This window comes from Epilithonimonas hispanica, assembly GCF_003385395.1.
GTDB lineage: Bacteria > Bacteroidota > Bacteroidia > Flavobacteriales > Weeksellaceae > Epilithonimonas > Epilithonimonas hispanica.
Genome location: NZ_QNUG01000013.1, coordinates 32,345 through 49,483 on the forward strand (window position 1 = coordinate 32,345; position 17,139 = coordinate 49,483).

General features: G+C 35.0%; 18 protein-coding genes. 6 read left to right on the forward strand and 12 right to left on the reverse strand.

The genetic code is table 11. The features are described 5' to 3' along the window. Nucleotides 1–2: 2 nt before the first annotated feature. The 10 genes from DRF58_RS07785 to dnaG form a co-directional block, all read right to left on the reverse strand. Complete coding sequence (locus tag DRF58_RS07785; RefSeq protein ID WP_116034385.1) at nucleotides 3–578, reverse strand: hypothetical protein; 576 nt, start codon at nucleotides 576–578, stop codon at nucleotides 3–5. 38 nt (nucleotides 579–616) lie between these two features. Beyond that, nucleotides 617–1,951 (reverse strand): MFS transporter, encoded by a 1,335-nt coding sequence (locus DRF58_RS07790; protein WP_116034387.1) that lies wholly within the window; start codon nucleotides 1,949–1,951, stop codon nucleotides 617–619. Between the two features lie 27 nt (nucleotides 1,952–1,978). Continuing rightward, a complete protein-coding gene (locus DRF58_RS07795) occupies nucleotides 1,979–2,584 on the reverse strand; it encodes a bifunctional nuclease family protein (protein ID WP_116034389.1) in 606 nt (201 codons plus the stop codon). 177 nt (nucleotides 2,585–2,761) lie between these two features. After that, entirely contained in the window at nucleotides 2,762–3,709 is a 948-nt protein-coding gene (locus tag DRF58_RS07800; protein ID WP_116034390.1) for an electron transfer flavoprotein subunit alpha/FixB family protein, read from the reverse strand. Between the two features lie 25 nt (nucleotides 3,710–3,734). Then, nucleotides 3,735–4,481 (reverse strand): electron transfer flavoprotein subunit beta/FixA family protein, encoded by a 747-nt coding sequence (locus tag DRF58_RS07805; RefSeq protein WP_116034392.1) that lies wholly within the window; start codon nucleotides 4,479–4,481, stop codon nucleotides 3,735–3,737. A 264-nt stretch (nucleotides 4,482–4,745) separates the two neighbouring features. Continuing rightward, nucleotides 4,746–5,447, reverse strand: coding sequence for an SDR family oxidoreductase (locus tag DRF58_RS07810; protein WP_116034394.1), 702 nt, complete (start codon nucleotides 5,445–5,447; stop codon nucleotides 4,746–4,748). A 179-nt stretch (nucleotides 5,448–5,626) separates the two neighbouring features. Further along, nucleotides 5,627–7,009, reverse strand: a complete 1,383-nt coding sequence (locus DRF58_RS07815; RefSeq protein ID WP_116034395.1) for a dipeptidase — start codon at nucleotides 7,007–7,009, stop codon at nucleotides 5,627–5,629. A 136-nt stretch (nucleotides 7,010–7,145) separates the two neighbouring features. Then, complete coding sequence (locus DRF58_RS07820; RefSeq protein WP_116034397.1) at nucleotides 7,146–7,400, reverse strand: hypothetical protein; 255 nt, start codon at nucleotides 7,398–7,400, stop codon at nucleotides 7,146–7,148. A gap of 304 nt (nucleotides 7,401–7,704) precedes the next feature. Further along, the gene (gene clpP / locus DRF58_RS07825) at nucleotides 7,705–8,382 is read right to left on the reverse strand and encodes an ATP-dependent Clp endopeptidase proteolytic subunit ClpP (protein ID WP_116034399.1); all 678 of its coding nucleotides are present in this window, start codon (nucleotides 8,380–8,382) and stop codon (nucleotides 7,705–7,707) included. 72 nt (nucleotides 8,383–8,454) lie between these two features. Next, complete coding sequence (dnaG, locus tag DRF58_RS07830) at nucleotides 8,455–10,380, reverse strand: DNA primase (protein ID WP_116034400.1); 1,926 nt, start codon at nucleotides 10,378–10,380, stop codon at nucleotides 8,455–8,457. A 108-nt stretch (nucleotides 10,381–10,488) separates the two neighbouring features. Here dnaG and tsaE point away from each other — a divergent pair, with 108 nt between their 5' ends. From tsaE to DRF58_RS07850, 4 genes are all read left to right on the forward strand, one after another. Continuing rightward, entirely contained in the window at nucleotides 10,489–10,896 is a 408-nt protein-coding gene (gene tsaE, locus DRF58_RS07835) for a tRNA (adenosine(37)-N6)-threonylcarbamoyltransferase complex ATPase subunit type 1 TsaE (protein WP_116034402.1), read from the forward strand. Nucleotides 10,897–10,953: 57 nt separating this feature from the next. Beyond that, a complete protein-coding gene (locus DRF58_RS07840) occupies nucleotides 10,954–12,153 on the forward strand; it encodes an alanine dehydrogenase (protein WP_116034405.1) in 1,200 nt (399 codons plus the stop codon). A gap of 9 nt (nucleotides 12,154–12,162) precedes the next feature. After that, nucleotides 12,163–12,534, forward strand: a complete 372-nt coding sequence (locus tag DRF58_RS07845) for a hypothetical protein (protein ID WP_116034407.1) — start codon at nucleotides 12,163–12,165, stop codon at nucleotides 12,532–12,534. 167 nt (nucleotides 12,535–12,701) lie between these two features. Then, entirely contained in the window at nucleotides 12,702–13,547 is an 846-nt protein-coding gene (locus DRF58_RS07850; protein WP_116034409.1) for a prephenate dehydrogenase, read from the forward strand. Nucleotides 13,548–13,760: 213 nt separating this feature from the next. Here the strand turns inward: DRF58_RS07850 and purE are convergent, their stop codons facing one another. Beyond that, nucleotides 13,761–14,264 (reverse strand): 5-(carboxyamino)imidazole ribonucleotide mutase, encoded by a 504-nt coding sequence (gene purE, locus DRF58_RS07855; RefSeq protein WP_116034411.1) that lies wholly within the window; start codon nucleotides 14,262–14,264, stop codon nucleotides 13,761–13,763. 86 nt (nucleotides 14,265–14,350) lie between these two features. Between purE and DRF58_RS07860 the strand changes: the two genes are divergently transcribed. Together DRF58_RS07860 and DRF58_RS07865 are read left to right on the forward strand one after the other, a co-directional pair. Next, nucleotides 14,351–15,259 carry a DMT family transporter gene (locus DRF58_RS07860; RefSeq protein WP_116034413.1) on the forward strand — a complete coding sequence of 303 codons (909 nt, stop codon included), beginning with the start codon at nucleotides 14,351–14,353 and terminating at the stop codon, nucleotides 15,257–15,259. A 64-nt stretch (nucleotides 15,260–15,323) separates the two neighbouring features. After that, nucleotides 15,324–15,824, forward strand: a complete 501-nt coding sequence (locus tag DRF58_RS07865) for a hypothetical protein (protein WP_116034414.1) — start codon at nucleotides 15,324–15,326, stop codon at nucleotides 15,822–15,824. Between the two features lie 40 nt (nucleotides 15,825–15,864). On the opposite strand, the gene DRF58_RS07870 is transcribed toward DRF58_RS07865, so the two are convergent. Then, entirely contained in the window at nucleotides 15,865–16,977 is a 1,113-nt protein-coding gene (locus DRF58_RS07870) for a 5-(carboxyamino)imidazole ribonucleotide synthase (protein WP_116034416.1), read from the reverse strand. Nucleotides 16,978–17,139 lie beyond the last annotated feature (162 nt).

Below are 17,139 nucleotides of genomic sequence, written 5' to 3' on the forward strand. Positions count from 1 at the left end.
TTTTACAATCCTACTTCTAACTTGAAAGTGGCATTAATTTTCAGTTTCATAATATCATCAACACCTTCTTCACGACCTTGAACTTTTAAAATAATAGAGTTTTGATTAGTTTTAAAATAGTTTAACAACTGTAAATCAGCGACCGGAGTAAAACTAATAGAAGAACTATTTGTGTTATTTGTAGATTCTGCCATAACAACCTCATCCAAATTAGGTGCTTTGATAAGTATTTTAGCATTTTTAATAACACTTAATGCCGTACTATCTTCAGAACTAACATAATCTATACTTAATAGACTTAGTTTAGCAGACTTTAGATTATTAATTGACAAGGAAGGATACTCTTCTTTTATATCTGTATCAAAATTAATATTCAGCGGAATTTCTGGTATTGTAACCTCATTTATAGTATCGGCAATTACCAACGGAACTGTTATGTCTGTTGTAGTAGGAACTGAGAAAGGAATTGGTATAGAGATATTTTCAACTATATCATCTACTTTACTACAGTTGTAAACAACACTTCCAGCCACTATAAGCATGGACATTAAAAATATACTTGCGGTTATTTTTCTCATAATTTCATTTTATAAACGTAAAAAACACGCCGGTATTGTTAATGATTAATGTTTTGAACATCTTTTGCAGAATGTTTGTATCTAAAAACAATAGCAAATAAAACCCCAATTACTAAGGCATAAATAGCGAATATATACCAACTAATTTCCCAGCCTTTCAATTGTTCAATAATATCCGTCTTAGAAAAGACAAAATGATTCACAACCTCACCAGCAACTAGCATCCCTAAAGTAGCACCAAACCCATTGGTCATCATCATAAAAACACCTTGTGCACTAGATCTAATCTCAGGAGATGTTTCTTTATCTACAAACAATGAACCTGAAACATTGAAAAAATCAAATGCAACACCATAAACAATCATTGATAATACAAACATCCAAACATTAGATCCTGGATCTCCTAATCCAAAAAGACCAAATCTCAGAAACCAAGCAAACATAGACATCAACATCACTTTTTTGATTCCGAATTTTTTTAAGAAAAATGGAATTAGCAGAATACAAAGTGTCTCTGAAACTTGTGACAAAGAGATTAATGCATTAGCATTATTTGCTCCCCAGCTATTTGCATAATTGGGAACATCCTTAAAACTGGTGATAAAAGGATTAGCATAACCATTTGTTATCTGTAGAGACACTCCCAGGAACATAGAGAAAATGAAGAAAATAGCCATTTTCCTTTCCTTGAACAATGCAAAAGCTTTGAGTCCAAGAGCATCAGAAAGCGATTTTTTTTCTTTATTATTACTAATGGAAACATTAGGTAGTGTAAAAGAATAAAGAAATAAAAGCAATCCTAAAATTGCAGAAACAAAAAATTGGTTATAATTATTCTGGAAACTTAAAAAATTTTTATCTCCCGAAAAGCTAATAGAAAACTGCCCATCTAAAGTTCCTGCAAAATTTACAAACAACATTGCAAAGATAAAACCAACGGTCCCTAGAGTTCTAATTGGAGGAAAAGCCTTAATAGTATCAAAACCATTACTTACCAATATTCCATAAGCAGAAGAATTGGAAAGAGCAATAGTTGGCATATAGAATGCCACACTTACCGAGTATAAAGAGAATAATGTAGAAAAATCAACATTAGAGCCAGAAGTCATTCCATAATAGCCAGCAGCAGCAAGAAAAACGGCAGCAACTAAATGGCATATACCTAATAATTTTTGAGCAGGAACCCATCTGTCTGCAATAATTCCCATTATTGCTGGCATAAAAATAGAAACAATCCCCTGCATAGCATAAAAAAGTCCAATTTTTGAACCAAGTCCTACTGCACCGAGATAATTCCCCATCGATGTCAAATAGGCTCCCCAAACTGCAAACTGCAAGAAATTAAGTATAATTAATCGTAATTTTAAATTCATATCTTAAAATGATAATATATAATATATTTATTCTATTTTTTTATTTCTTCTTTTGATTTCCTCTTGTAATCTAAGAGCTGTGTCGTAATCTTCTTCTTTTACAGCATCATTCAACAATAGATTTAATTCTTCCAAAGAGATTCCTGACAAATCATTGAAGTCTGAAATTTCATCAGAGCCTAAATCTTCATCTCCTACTTTTGGAGTTTCATCAAGTTCTAATAATATCCCCGCTTCATTCAAAACTTCAGAAGTAGTAAAAATAGGTGCATCAAAACGAACAGCCATTGCAACAGCATCAGAAGTTCTTGCATCCAGAATCAATTCCTCGTCAGTTAATGGATTTTTGAAATTGATGTTTGAAAAGAAAACGCCATCTTTGATCTGATAGATAATAACCGATTCTAAATTAAAACCAGTATTCTTAACAAATTTTGTAAATAAATCGTGAGTCAAAGGACGAGGTGGATTAATGTCTTTTTCTAATCCTAAAGAAATGGATTGTGCTTCAAAATTCCCAATAACAACAGGCAGTTTGACCGATGTTTCTTCATGTTCCAACAACAGCGCGTAAGCTCCTGATTGGGTTTGGCTGTAGGAGATTCCTCTGATGATTAATTTTTTATAATCCATTCAGCAAATATAAAATTTTTTGTTAATTCCTATTTAACATTTGAAGATTATTACATAGTTTCCGTTGGAAAATCATAATCACTTTATTTTGCTTTCTATTTATCTCTGATTTTACTATCATATCAGAAAAAAAACCTGAGCAAAAACTCAGGTTCTTAATATATTTCGAAAAGTTGATTAAGCTTTCAATGCTTTGATTTTCTCCGTTAATGCAGGAATAATCTGGAACGCATCTCCTACTACTCCATAATCCGCAGATTTGAAGAAAGGCGCTTCCGGGTCATTATTGATAACAACAATTGTCTTAGAACTGTTAACTCCCGCCAAATGCTGAATCGCACCAGAAATACCAACCGCTACATATAAATTTGGAGAAATTGCTTTTCCTGTTTGTCCAACGTGCTCGTTGTGTCCTCTCCAACCGATATCAGAAACTGGTTTTGAACAAGCTGTTGCAGCTCCAAGAACATTAGCCAAATCCTCAATCATTCCCCAATTTTCAGGGCCTTTAAGACCTCTACCTGCAGAAACTACGATTTCCGCTTCTTTCAAGTCTAATTTACCAGAAGACTGTTCGTGATTAATCACTTTTGTATCTTCATTTGCAATGCTCAATTCTTTAACCTCTTCAGAACCAGAAGCTGCATTTTCTTTAACACCAAAAGCATTTTGAGAAACGGTTACAATAACGCCAGCTGCATCAGCTTTTGCGTGCATAAAACCTTTTCCTGAGAAAGCTCTTCTTTTCACTTGGAAAGGTGAAGTACTTTCAGGAACATCAATCGCATTAGTAATCAAAGAATAATTTTTCTGAATCGCTAACATTGGTGCAATAGAAGAAGCGTCTGTCGTGTGAGGAAAAACAATAATATTTCCGTCAGCAATCTGACCAACTGCTTCTGCATAAGCCTTAGAACTGAAATTCTTAAGACCTGCATCTTTTACATTAACTACTTTATCTGCTCCATATTTGTAAAGCAAATCTGAAGAATCTGTCGGATTGATAGAAATTGCAGTCACTGAATCTCCAGTTTTTCCTGCAATAGCTTTTGCATAAGAAACCGCTTCAAATGCTGCTTTTTTGTAAACTCCGTTTATATTTTCTGCGTATACGAATACTGCCATTTTGTTTGATTTAAAAGATTAATAATTAAATAACTTTCGCTTCTTCGTGAAGTAATCTTACCAACTCATCCAGGTTATCAGCAGAAACCAACTTCACAGCTGCTCTTGGCGCAACACTGTCAAAAGAAACTGCTTCCACTTTCACTTCAGAATTTGAAGGTTCCACAACATTAAGAGCTTTAGTTCTTGCAGACATAATTCCTCTCATATTCGGGATAATCAAATCTTTTTCGTCAACCAAACCTTTTTGTCCTGCAACAACAGCCGGTAATTTCACAGAAATAGTTTCTTTTCCACCTTCGATTTCTCTAACTGCAGTTGCTTCTGAACCATTAACTTCTAATCCAACACTCGCATTAACAAAAGCGTAATTCAATAATTGGGCAACCATTCCAGGAACTGCTCCACCGTTATAGTCAATCGATTCTTTTCCTGTAAGAATTAGGTCATAACCTCCGTCTTGAGCTACTTTTGCAATTTCTTTTGCAACAGAGAAACTGTCTTTAGCTTCTGCATTAACTCTCACTGCATCATTCGCTCCGATTGCCAAAGCTTTTCTGATAACAGCTTCTGTTCCTGCATCTCCAACGTTCACAACCGTTACAGTTGCACCTTGAGATTCTTGTAATTTTATAGCTTTTGTTAAAGCAAACTCATCTAATGGATTAATCACCCATTGTATTCCGTTTTTGTCAAAAGCAGATTTATCTGCTGTAAAATTAATTTTACTTGTAGTGTCCGGAACGCTACTGATACAAACTAATATTTTCATCTGTTAAATATATTTTTAATTAATTATCAATAAGAATCAATCTTAACGATAACATTTGATGTTACTAACTGTGGCTAATATATATAAAAAATACTATGCATGCATAATTTATTGTTATTTATTAAATAGTTTTCTGAAATGCTTTATTAATAGGGTATTTAGAATTTTTACAAATAATTTTGTCCGTTTTAAAGCGATTTAGCAGATTCAACTCTTTACAAATATTGAGGTTAAATTATCGAATTTTCAAAAAACTAATAATTTTTATTTCTTTACCTGACTCGCTCGGAACTCAATTTTACTTGGCAAAACACGAGGATTCATATTCAGCATATCGAGGACAAGATTTCCCATATCTTCCGGCTGGATTTTCCATTCGTCTTTTTCAGAAGGAACATTTCCGTTGAAATAAGTGGCAACGGAACCTGGCATTATGGTTGAAACTTTGATATTGTATTTTCTAAGGTCAATCATCGCAGCTTGTGTGAAGCCGACAACGCCAAACTTCGAAGCATTATATCCAGCTCCATTTTCAAAGAAATTAGTTCCTGCAAGACTTGCAATTGTAATGTAATAGCCTTCTGATTTTTTCAATTCCTCAACAGAAGCCTTCAAAGTGTAGAAAGCACCTGTCAAATTGGTTTCTTGCATTGCGTTCCAATCTTCGATTGACAATTCATCAACCGGTTTGAAGATTCCTAAACCCGCATTCGCAATCACAACATCCACTCTTCCGAATCTTTCAACAATTTTCGAAATTGCATTTTCTTCATCTTCGAAATTTCTAACATCTGAACTCACTCCAAAAACACTTTCTGAAATGGTTTTAAGTTCAGAAACAGCTTTATCAACATCTTGTTGTTTTCTTCCACTAATAGCCACTTTGTGACCATTTTTCAACAGAACTTCTGCGATTCCGAAACCTATTCCTTTGGTTCCACCTGTGATATATACAACTTTTGACATAATTTTTAAAAATTTATTTGAACCACTTAGTCACATAGTTTTTTGTTTAAGATTAAATAGAAAACTGCTTTAAACTATTATTTAATATTTTTGAATTAAAATTGATTTTCTATGTGACTATGTGGTTTAGTTTATGATTAATTTTAATAAAAAAGACAGCCTTAACTGTCTTCAATTTTTTATCCTTTTGCGTAAAACTCAAAGAAGTAAGGAATACTTTCTATTCCTTTATAATAGTTATACAATCCGTAATGTTCATTAGGTGAATGAATAGCATCTGAATCCAATCCAAATCCCATAAGAACGGATTTAGCACCAAGAACTTTTTCAAACAAAGAGGTAATTGGAATACTTCCTCCACTTCTGTAAGGCAAAACTTCTTTTCCGAAAGCTTTTTCCATTGCTTTTTTAGCAGCCAAAAACTCTTTGGTATTACTTTCCAAAACGTAAGGCATTCCTCCGTGATGTGGCGTCACTTTTATTTTAACACTTTTTGGTGCAATCTTTTCAAAATGTTTCGTGAACTTTTCAGTGATTTCTTCAGGCGTTTGATTCGGAACCAATCTCATTGAGATTTTAGCAAAAGCTTTTGACGCAATCACAGTTTTTGCACCTTCTCCAGTATAACCTCCCCAAATTCCGTTAACATCAAGAGTTGGACGAATCGAAGCTCTTTCCAAAGTTGTGCAGCCTTCTTCTCCTTGAATATCATTAAGATTAATTGATTTCTTATAAGCATCCGGATCGTCTTTCAGTTTGTTCATTTCTTTTCTGTCTTCATCGGAAACAATCAGAACATTGTCATAAAAACCGTCGATGGTGATATGTCCTTTATCATCAATCAAATCGCCAATCATTTTTGACAGAACATTAATTGGATTCGGAACTGCTCCTCCATAAAGCCCAGAATGTAAATCACGATTTGGACCTTCAACCTCAACTTCTACATAACTCAAACCTCTCAAACCTGTTGTAACCGTTGGCTGTTCATTAGAATAAATATGAGTATCAGAAATTAAAATAACATCGCAACTCAGTTTTTCTTTATGGTCTTCTAGGAAATCTGCCAAACTTGCAGAACCCACTTCTTCTTCACCTTCAATCAAAAACTTAACATTACAAGGAAGTGAATCTGTTTTCATCATTGCCTCGAAAGCTTTGACGTGCATAAAGAATTGTCCTTTATCATCCGCAGAACCTCTTGCGAAAATTGCGCCATCTGGATGAAGTTCAGTCGTTTTTACAACTGGCTCAAACGGGTCACTTGTCCATAATTCCAATGGGTCAGCTGGCTGAACGTCATAATGACCGTAAACTAAAACCGTTGGCAAATTAGCATCAATTATTTTTTCTCCAAAAACAATTGGATAACCTTTGGTTTCAAGCGTTTCTACATTGTCTGCTCCAGCAACTTTTAGGTGTCTTGCCACTTCATCTGCGCATTTCAGGACTTCGGATTTGTAAGCTGGGTCTGCGCTAATGGAAGCGATTCTAAGGATATCGAAAAGTTCATCTAAGAAACGTTGTTTATTTTCTTGGATGTATTGTTGTGTATTACTCATTTTTATTATAAATGATGATTGATAAATGATTTGAAACTTTGTCAAGGATCTGAAACTTTGACAAAGTTGGTTCGTAAAAATAAAAAATGTCCTGCAAACGCAAGACATTTTTTGTTATAATATTTTTATAAAATTCTTAGTGATGTTCAGCCGGAGCTTCTGTTGTTGCTGGTTTTGCTTCCGGTGTTGCCACTTTTGCAGAATCTGCTACAACGCGAGAAACAGTTTTTGTAGAATCTGCTGTTGCTTTATAAGTCCCGTGAGGTGCATTTGGGTCATCGTATCTTACAACGTCATCAGTTTTTACAATACGTCCTTTGTTCCCACCAGCAGGAAGGTCACAAGATACAACTAAGATAGCAGAAGCCAACAATATAACAGATTTTTTCATTTTTTATTATTTAACGTGTCAAAAGTAGTGAAATTGAGATTTTCTGCAAAATTATTTTCTGTAAAATGTACGACGTAAAAAGTAAAATGTAATCTATCTAATTAATTTTTCTTCTTTTCTTTACAAATCTCTAATGGAAGAGGAAATGTTTCTACTTTGCGAAGCGCGCCCCGACTTGAGCGGAAATCCTTTTTACGTAACGCAGTGGAGTGAAAAGATTGGGAGCGGAAGGCGGATAAAGGCGCCCAAATAATTTGAATTATCATAAAAAAACCTGACTCAAAATGAATCAGGCTTTGTTGTTTTATTTTTTTCTTTCGAGAACTTCGTCTACCATTCCGAACTCTTTGGCTTCGGTGGATGTCATCCAGTAATCTCTGTCAGAGGCTTTTTCTACCCACTCGTAAGTTTGTCCTGAATGGTTTGAAATGATGTCATACAATTCTTTTTTCAATTTCAACATCTCTCTCAAATTGATTTCCATATCAGAAGCTACACCTTGTGCGCCGCCAGAAGGCTGGTGAATCATCACTCGAGAATGCTTCAACGCAGAACGTTTTCCCTTCTCACCTGCAACCAAAAGCACAGCTCCCATAGAAGCAGCGATTCCTGTACAAATCGTAGCAACATCAGGCTTAATGATTTGCATTGTGTCATAGATTCCCAATCCTGCATAAACACTTCCTCCAGGAGAGTTGATATAAATTTGAATATCCTTCGCTGAATCGGAACTTTCTAAGAATAACAATTGCGCGGTTACAATATTTGCCACTTGATCATCGATTCCCGTTCCTAGGAATATGATTCTATCCATCATTAATCTTGAAAAGACGTCCATCTGTGCAACGTTCATTCTACGCTCCTCCATAATGTATGGCGTAAGATTGGTTGGGTTGAACATTCCCATATATTGGTCTGTAGCAAGACCGTTGTTTCCCATATGCTTAACTGAGAAATCTCTGAATTCTTTTTTAATGTCCATATTATATTTGGTTATTTTTAAATCTGTATTGAGTTTGCAATTTTTATTCCTTTGCCAAAGTAAGTCATTCTGTCATAAAATACGAAATAATTCGCTGTCTAATTTATTTTTAAGTTGCGTTAATAAAATAATCTGCTGGTAAATAGTTGTATTATCTTTTTCCTCACTTAGAGAATTTTTAAAATCATTAATTAATTTGACAATATACTCTCTCTTATGTCTTAAAACGATATCCGAAACCATTTTGGGTAAAACTTCTTCCTCTGAACTGAAATAGATATTAAACTTGTTCCAATTGCTGGTTTGATAATTATCAATCAAAGCGTTTGCTAATTTGCCGGACATCTCTTCATCCATAAAATTAAAGAAAAATTGACCAGAACGGATTTCATTTTGCAAGATTCCTTCCTTAACTTCAGAAACAATTTTTTTATGAATATCCAATTGGATTTCGCAATCGTCTTCTTCCAAATGATTCAGAATTTCTTCAATAACTGTGATTTTATAATCATTTCCTTCAATATCTTTTCTTTCTAAAACTACATCGCCATATTTGAGCATCAAATCCACCAACTTCTCTTCCAATAATAAAAGTGGATTGACAGATGTAAAAGCTTCCTGAACAATCTCTAGTTTTTGAGGTGCTTTTTTTTCTTCAAACTTTGGTTTTGATTCCTGCTGTTGCGTTACATTGGTTTGAATTTGAAGTTCATTAAATAAACTTTGTTCACTTAATCCAAATTTGTTGGAAACCTCTTTCAGATAAACTTCTCGCTTCAAAGCATTCTGAACAAATGAAACCGATTTTACAATATCACGAATAGATTCAGCTTTTCTAATCGGGTCATCTCCTGCATCACGAAGAAGAATCTCTGCTTTGAAATCAATAAAATCTTTGGCTTCTTTCTCAATGAAATTTTCAACGTATTCCTGTGGATGTTTTCTAGCAAAAGAATCGGGGTCGTCACCATCTGGAAACAATAAAACACGAATGTTCATTCCTTCCGCTAACAACATATCAATGCTTCGGAAACTCGCTTTAATTCCGGCTTTGTCACCATCAAAAAGAATCGTTACATTTTCCGTTAATCTTTTGATGAGTTTGATTTGTTCCGTTGTCAAAGATGTTCCGGAACTTGCTACAACATTCTCAATTCCTGACTGGTGAAGCGAAACAACATCCATATAACCTTCAACCAAAAGACAAAGATTCTTTCTGGAAATGGATTGTTTACTTTGATTCAGACCATAAAGAACATTGGATTTATGATAAATCTCGGTTTCAGGAGAATTGAGGTACTTTGCCGTTTTGAGATTATTCTTGAGAATCCTCGCACCAAAACCAAGAACTCGACCCGAAAAACTATGAATCGGGAAAACAACTCTATCACGGAATCTGTCAATCCCCGAAGGTGTATTTTCCGGAAAAATAGAAAGTCCGGATTTCTCTAGAATTTCTTTGGAATAAGATTTTCCTAGAGCAAACTCAGTAAAGGCACTTTTCTTTTCCGGCGAATAACCGAGTTGAAATTTCTTAATGATATCGTCTCTAAGTTCTCTTTCCTTGAAATAAGAAAAACCGATCATTTTCCCTTCTTCCGAATTCCAGAGTTGATCTTGAAAATAATCATTGGCAACCTCGTGGATCTTGTAAAGTAAATCTTTTTCGGTTTGTGACTGTTTTTCTTCTTCGGAATATTCTCGGATGTTTTCTTCAATCTCGATTCCGTACTTTTTTGCAGCGTGACGAAGAGCTTCGGGATAAGTGAAATTTTCAATCTCCATCAAGAAAGAAATAGCCGTTCCTCCCTTCCCTGACGAGAAATCTTTCCATATCTGTTTGCTTGGAGAAACAACAAAACTTGGCGATTTCTCCTCGTGAAAAGGACTCAAACCTTTGAAGTTGGAGCCAGCTCTTTTCAGTTGAACATATTCGCCAACAATCTCCTCTACGCGGATGGTAGAAAAAATCTTATCTATGGTTTCTTTGGTAATCAATTATGGTTCTTTTGATTTGGAAAAATGAAGTGGTAAAGTTAATAATTATCCTTAATAACCTTCAACAATTCAATTCTCAAAAGCTTATTTTTGCAAAAAAATTAAAAGATGCAATTCACAATTCATCAACTTGAGGAATGGAAAGATATTGTTAATCAAATTATTCCAAATCTCGATCATAATATTTTGTTATTAAAGGGAAATCTTGGCGCGGGAAAAACAACGTTCACACAATTCTTAATGAAGGAATTGGGTACAAAGGATGAGATTTCCTCCCCAACCTACTCTATTGTAAATGAATATGACACGCCAAAAGGAAAAGTTTACCACTTCGATTTATACCGATTAAAATCCGTGGAAGAAGCTTACGATTTTGGGATCGAGGAATATTTAGATCATGCTTTTCTTTCGATCATCGAATGGCCAGAAATCTATATGGACGAACTTGAGGGCTATGGCTTCCACGAGATGACCATTAATAATACAGAATCTGGGAGAGAAATAGAATTTCAATAAAGTTTAATATAAATTATTTTATCTTTGTTCTATATAATTGATTAATGTTTTGATTTTATGAGCAGCACATCAACCATTTTTACACCTTTTTCTGAGCAAGAATTGATTCCGAAAGAAGAGAAACTGGATGTCGTAAAAAAACAAGGAAAAGCTTTTAGCATTGGCGTTCCAAAAGAAACTTGCCTTAATGAGAAAAGAACTTGTCTTATTCCCGACGCTGTTCAAATATTGGTTAATAATGGTCACAAAGTCATCATAGAAAGCGGTGCAGGATTAGGTTCTCACTTTTCGGATATACTTTATTCCGAAGCTGGCGCAGAAATCACAAACGATCCAAAAGTAGCTTTTTCTCAAGACCTTATCCTTAAAATCAATCCACCGACAGAGGAAGAAATTGAATACTTAAGACCAATGAGTTATCTGATTTCGGCGCTTCAAATCAACCTTAGAGATAAAGATTATTTTACAAAATTGGCTTGTAAAAAAGTCAACGCTATTGCTTTCGAATTCATCATGGATGAGTACAAGCAATTATCATTAGTTCGGCTAATTGGCGAAATTGCAGGCAGTGTTTCTATCCTTTATGCATCGGAACTTTTGGCAATGTCAAACGGATTGATGCTTGGTGGAATCACAGGTGTTCGTCCTACAGAAGTTGTTATTCTAGGCGCAGGAATCGTTGGCGAATTTGCAACTAAAGCAGCGATTGGATTGGGAGCAAGCGTAAAAGTTTTTGATAATTCGTTATCAAAACTCAGAAGGCTTCATACTTTGGTAGACAGCCGCGTTCCTACCTCGATCATAGATCCGAAAGAATTGACTAAATCTCTTAGACGTGCCGATGTGGTTATTGGTGCTCTACCAAGACTTAATCTACCACCAATCGTTACCGAAGATATGGTGATGAAAATGAAAAAAGGCAGCGTCATTATAGATATCACCATTGATAACGGAAAAGTTATCGAAACTTCGGAACTTACAACAACAGAAAGTCCTTTTGTTGTAAAACACGGTGTTATCCACTGTGGACTTCCTAATTTAACGTCTAAAATGCCGAGAACTACAACAAAAGCGGTGAGTAATTTCTTTCTAAGTTATCTTCTTGGTTACGATGAAGAAGGCGGTTTCGAAAATATGCTGGTTCATAAAAACGAAATCAAACAATCGCTTTACATGTACAAAGGAAGACATACAAAACAATTGATTTGCAACAAGTTCGACCTTCCTTATCACGACATTAATCTTCTGATTTTTTAAAATCAAACCATGCTTAAAAAACTTAAATTCTATACCATCGGCTTGATTCCGGGACTATTAATCGTTTTCTTTGTCCTCAATCAAAAAGGTGCAAGTTGTTCTTATTTCCCTAATGACAGGGTAATTGCAGAAACTTTGACCAAAGATTTTTCTTACTCAGAAAATTTTAAAAAAGAAATGGAAACCAGCAAAATCTCCGAACAGTTTCTAAAAGACAGCATTATCTCAAAAGGTGAAATCGATTTCGACAGAAGCAAAGCTCAAGCAGAACCTTGTCCGCAATATCTGTTGATTTATCCAAAAAAGAATCCGAGGATGGAAATTAATTATTCTAAATGCAAGGAAAAAGCAGAATTTACTTCCTTAAAAAAATTGAAATAATTATCTCAAAAATTCAGAATTAATTTCTATCTTCGCTTTGTGAAAACAGCAAACAGAACATATTATTACGCAATTTTACCCCTTCAAGAGGATTAGGATTCGTATATAGAAATATCAAAACCTCGTCCTAAAGACGGGGTTTTTTCGTTAAAAAAATTGAAAATAAAATGAAGATAAGTATTGTTGGTACCGGATTAATTGGAGGTTCTATCGCATTGAAATTGAAAGAGAAAAATTTCACCAATTTGGTTTACGGAATAGACCAAAACGAAGAAAACCTAAACAAAGCTCTCGAACTTAATATCATTGATGAAAAAGCAGATTTTGAATCTGGAATTAAGAACTCTGATTTGGTAATCATTTCTGTTCCGGTAGATTCGGCAAAGAAAATATTGCCTGATGTTTTGGATTTGATTAATGAAAATCAAACCGTAATGGACGTTGGTTCTACAAAATCTGGCATTGTAAACTCAATCAAAAATCATCCGAATAGAAAACGATTTGTAGCTTTTCACCCCATGTGGGGAACGGAAAATTCTGGTCCAAAAGCTGCAACTAAAGACAGTTTTACAGCAAAAGCAGCGGTGATTTGCAACAAAGAAGAATCGGATGAAAATGCTTTGGAAATTGTAGAACAAGTCATCAATACTTTGGAGATGCATCCCATTTATATGAATGCCGATGCACACGATGTTCACACAGCTTACATTTCGCACATTTCGCATATTACTTCATACGCCTTAGCTAACACAGTTTTGGAAAAAGAACGTGAAGAAGACACTATTTTCCAACTGGCGAGTTCCGGTTTTTCGAGTACTGTTCGTTTGGCAAAATCTCATCCAGAAATGTGGGTTCCTATTTTCCGTCAAAACAAAGAAAACGTTTTAGATGTTCTTAATGAGCATATTTCGCAGCTTAGAAAATTCAAATCTGCTTTGGAGAAAGAGAATTTTGATTATTTGGAAGAGTTGATTGTAAATGCTAATAAGATTAGGGGGATTTTGGATAAGTAGTTTTTTTGTCATTCCGTATAGTCGAGATTCTTACGGAATGACAAAATTGGATCTTATGACTAATCTTAATTTTATACTGAATCTGCAGCCCGGCTTGAGCGGAGCTCTTTTTCTGACATTGCGATTGTCCGAAAGTTCAACAGATTGCTTCACTTGGTTCGCAATGACAGAAAAAAGCGGGAGCGGAAGACGGATTAAGCTGCCCAAATAATCCTATTTATCAAACTGATTCGGATGTTGTTTCTTGATTTCATCAACAGTTCCAAGAACTTTTTCTTTTAACGAATCCTGATATTTTTGCAATTTTTCTGAAACTTCGGAATCGGAAGTCCCAACGATTTTTGCAGCGAGAATCCCAGCATTTGTAGCGCCATTAAGAGCCACAGTTGCAACAGGAATCCCAGACGGCATCTGAAGAATCGACAAAACCGAATCCCAACCGTCGATAGAATTGCTGGACAAAATTGGGACACCAATCACAGGCAAAGTTGTACAACTGGCAACCATTCCCGGAAGATGCGCAGCGCCTCCTGCTCCTGCAACAATAACTTTCAAGCCTCTTTCTTTTGCCGACTTTGCATAATCGAACATACGTTCTGGTGTTCTGTGTGCAGAAACGACTGTTAACTCGTAAGGGATTTCCAAAGTTTTTAGAAAATCTGCAGCTTGTTGCATGATTGGCAAATCGCTTTGACTGCCCATTATTATTCCGACCATTTCAATTTTATTAGATGCTCAAAGATAAAGATTAATCAATAAAATACCAGTTTTTTGGAATATCTTTGCTTCTTAATTTTCGAGATTTGAATTCCAAAACCATTGTCGCTATTCTGATTGTTGCCCTAGTTTGGGGCACAACTTTTCTTGGTATAAAAATCGGTGTGGAAACTGTCCCGCCCTGGTTTGTTGCTGGTCTTCGTCAATTTTTAGCCTCATTGATTCTTTTACCATTTTTAATATTCACCAAAAATCTAAAATGGATTGGTTGGAGAAATTTTAGAACACAGTTGACCTTATCATCATTGCTTTTGATTGGTGCCAATGGTTTAACAACGGTGGCCGAGAAAAATTTAACGAGTAGTTTAGCTTCTTTAATCAGTGCGCTTTCGCCGGTTTTTATCTTTATTGGAAGTATAAGTATTGGAATGGAAAAGTTTACGATTAAGACTTTAATTGGTCTATTAATGGGTTTTTCTGGTGTTGTATTTATTTTTTGGGACGGACTGAGTGAGCTTTCTAATCCTGATTATAGAAATGGATTGATTGTGATGGTTTTAGCTCTTCTCTGCTGGGCGACTGGAACAATTTATACTAAAAAAATGCACATTCAAAATAACAATCTTTTTTTGAATCTTTTCTATCAATTTGCCTGGGCAGGCATAATTCAGTTGATTTTCGCTTTTTCTTTTTCAGATAAAATCGAATTTGAAACTTGGTCTGTAAAAAGTATTTCAGCAATTATTTATTTGGCAGTTTTCGGTTCTGTTTTGGCTTTTTTTGCTTACAATTATTTATTGAAAACATTGCTCCCAACACAGGTTTCGATGCTATCTTACGTTAATACAATTATTAGTATTTTCTTGAGCTGGTTGATTCTTGGCGAATCGATTTCTGAGAAATTCATTGTTGCTACAACTTTAATTATCAGCGGCGTTTTTATAATTAATTATAGACATGGAATGTTAAAATTCAAATCAAAACTAAATAAATAATTTAGGTATCAAATAATTTTTTATATTTAAAAATCAATAAACACATTAATTAATTTTCAAAAAAATGAAAAAAATTCTGATTTTAGCTTCTACAGCTACTCTATTGTTTGCAACGTCTTGCAAGAAAAGTGAAACTTTTGTAACAACCGATGGTAACGACACTTTAAGTGTTGTCGAAACTACAGAAACAACCACTCTAACCAATGACGAAGCAAAAGCAAAAGTAGATAAAGCACAAGCAGATTTGGATGCGGCTATCAAAAATGGCGACAAGAAAGCCGAAGCTGCAGCAAGACAAGCTCTAACCGATGCTAATATGGCTTGGGAAAATACAAAAGCAGCAGTTGATAATGCTGCACAAGACGTAAAAGATGGGGTGGATAATACAGTAGACAAAGCGAAAGCAGCCACCGAAAATGCGAAGCAGGATATGAAAGAAACTGCACAAGACACCAAAAACGCGATGGATAAAGCAGCGCAAGACACAAAAGAGGCAACTAAAAAAGCTGCACAGGACACAAAAGATGCTTACAATAACACTTTGGACAAATTAAAAGCAAAATAAGTTAAAACAAAAAACGGTCAGAAATTTCTGACCGTTTTTATTATTCTGCGATAACGTTCACCAAAGATTTTATATTAATCAATTTCTGCATCAATTCTTCTCTAGAATTTGCTAATACATTGATGTGTCCCATTTTCCGACCGGGTTTGGTTTCGGTTTTTCCATAAAGATGAACGTAGGTTTTTGGGAGTTTCAGAACCTCTTCTAAACCTTGATATTTGACTTTTCCTGAGTGATTTTCTTCACCAACAAGATTCAGCATCCCAGAAAACCCGAAAGCATCGGTATCCGCTAAAGGTGAGTTTGTTACAACTCTATAAAACTGCTCGAACTGAGAATTGGCGTTGCCTTCCTGAGATTGATGACCTGAATTATGAAGTCTCGGCGCAGTTTCATTGACCCAAACTTTTCCGTTTTTATCCAGAAATAATTCGATAGCGAAAAGTCCTGCAGAATCTGCACTTTTAATAAATTGTTTCGCAATCACATCAATTTGTTTCTGAGTTTCATCAGAAATGTCAGCCGGACAAATATTAAAATCTAGGAGATTCAGTTTTGGGTCGGCAACCATTTCTGTTACGGGAAAAGTTTTGATTTCTCCGCTTTCGTTTTTAGCAACAATTACGGATAATTCTTTATCAATATCCACCAAATTTTCCAAAACAGATTCCTGAGTCCAAAGATTTCTCCAGTCATCATTGGAACGCAATAATTGAACGCCTTTTCCGTCGTATCCGCCCGTATTCAGCTTTTGAACAAATGGGATTTGGATTTTGATTTCGTCCTCGCTTCCATCCATAATTTCAAACTCGGGAGACGGAAGTCTATTTTCCTCGTAGAATTGTTTCTGAAGAATCTTCTGTTGAATGATTTTAATAATTTTAGAATTCGGAACTACTTTTACGCCTTGATTTTCGAGTTCTTCAAGTGCATTTGCATTCACGTGTTCAATCTCAATCGTTACAACATCTTTGTCTCTTCCAAATTCCAAAACAGTGTCATAATCATTGAAATCTCCTCTTGTGAAATGTGAAATATTCGCACAAGAACATTCTGGATTTGGGTCCAGAACATAGAATTCATCATCATATTTCAATGCCTCCTGAATGAACATTCGACCGAGTTGTCCACCTCCTAAAATTCCGATTTTCATCTTAATACTTATTTTTTAATTTGTTAGATGGAACGCTAAGCGTTTCATTTTTTACTTTCTTTTTATTTTTAGATTTATTTTTTTGAACACAAAGTTCACAAAGTTTTTTGGCTCAATTCAATGTTTTTAAGTTCACAAAGCTACTTCGATTAGCTCAGCATA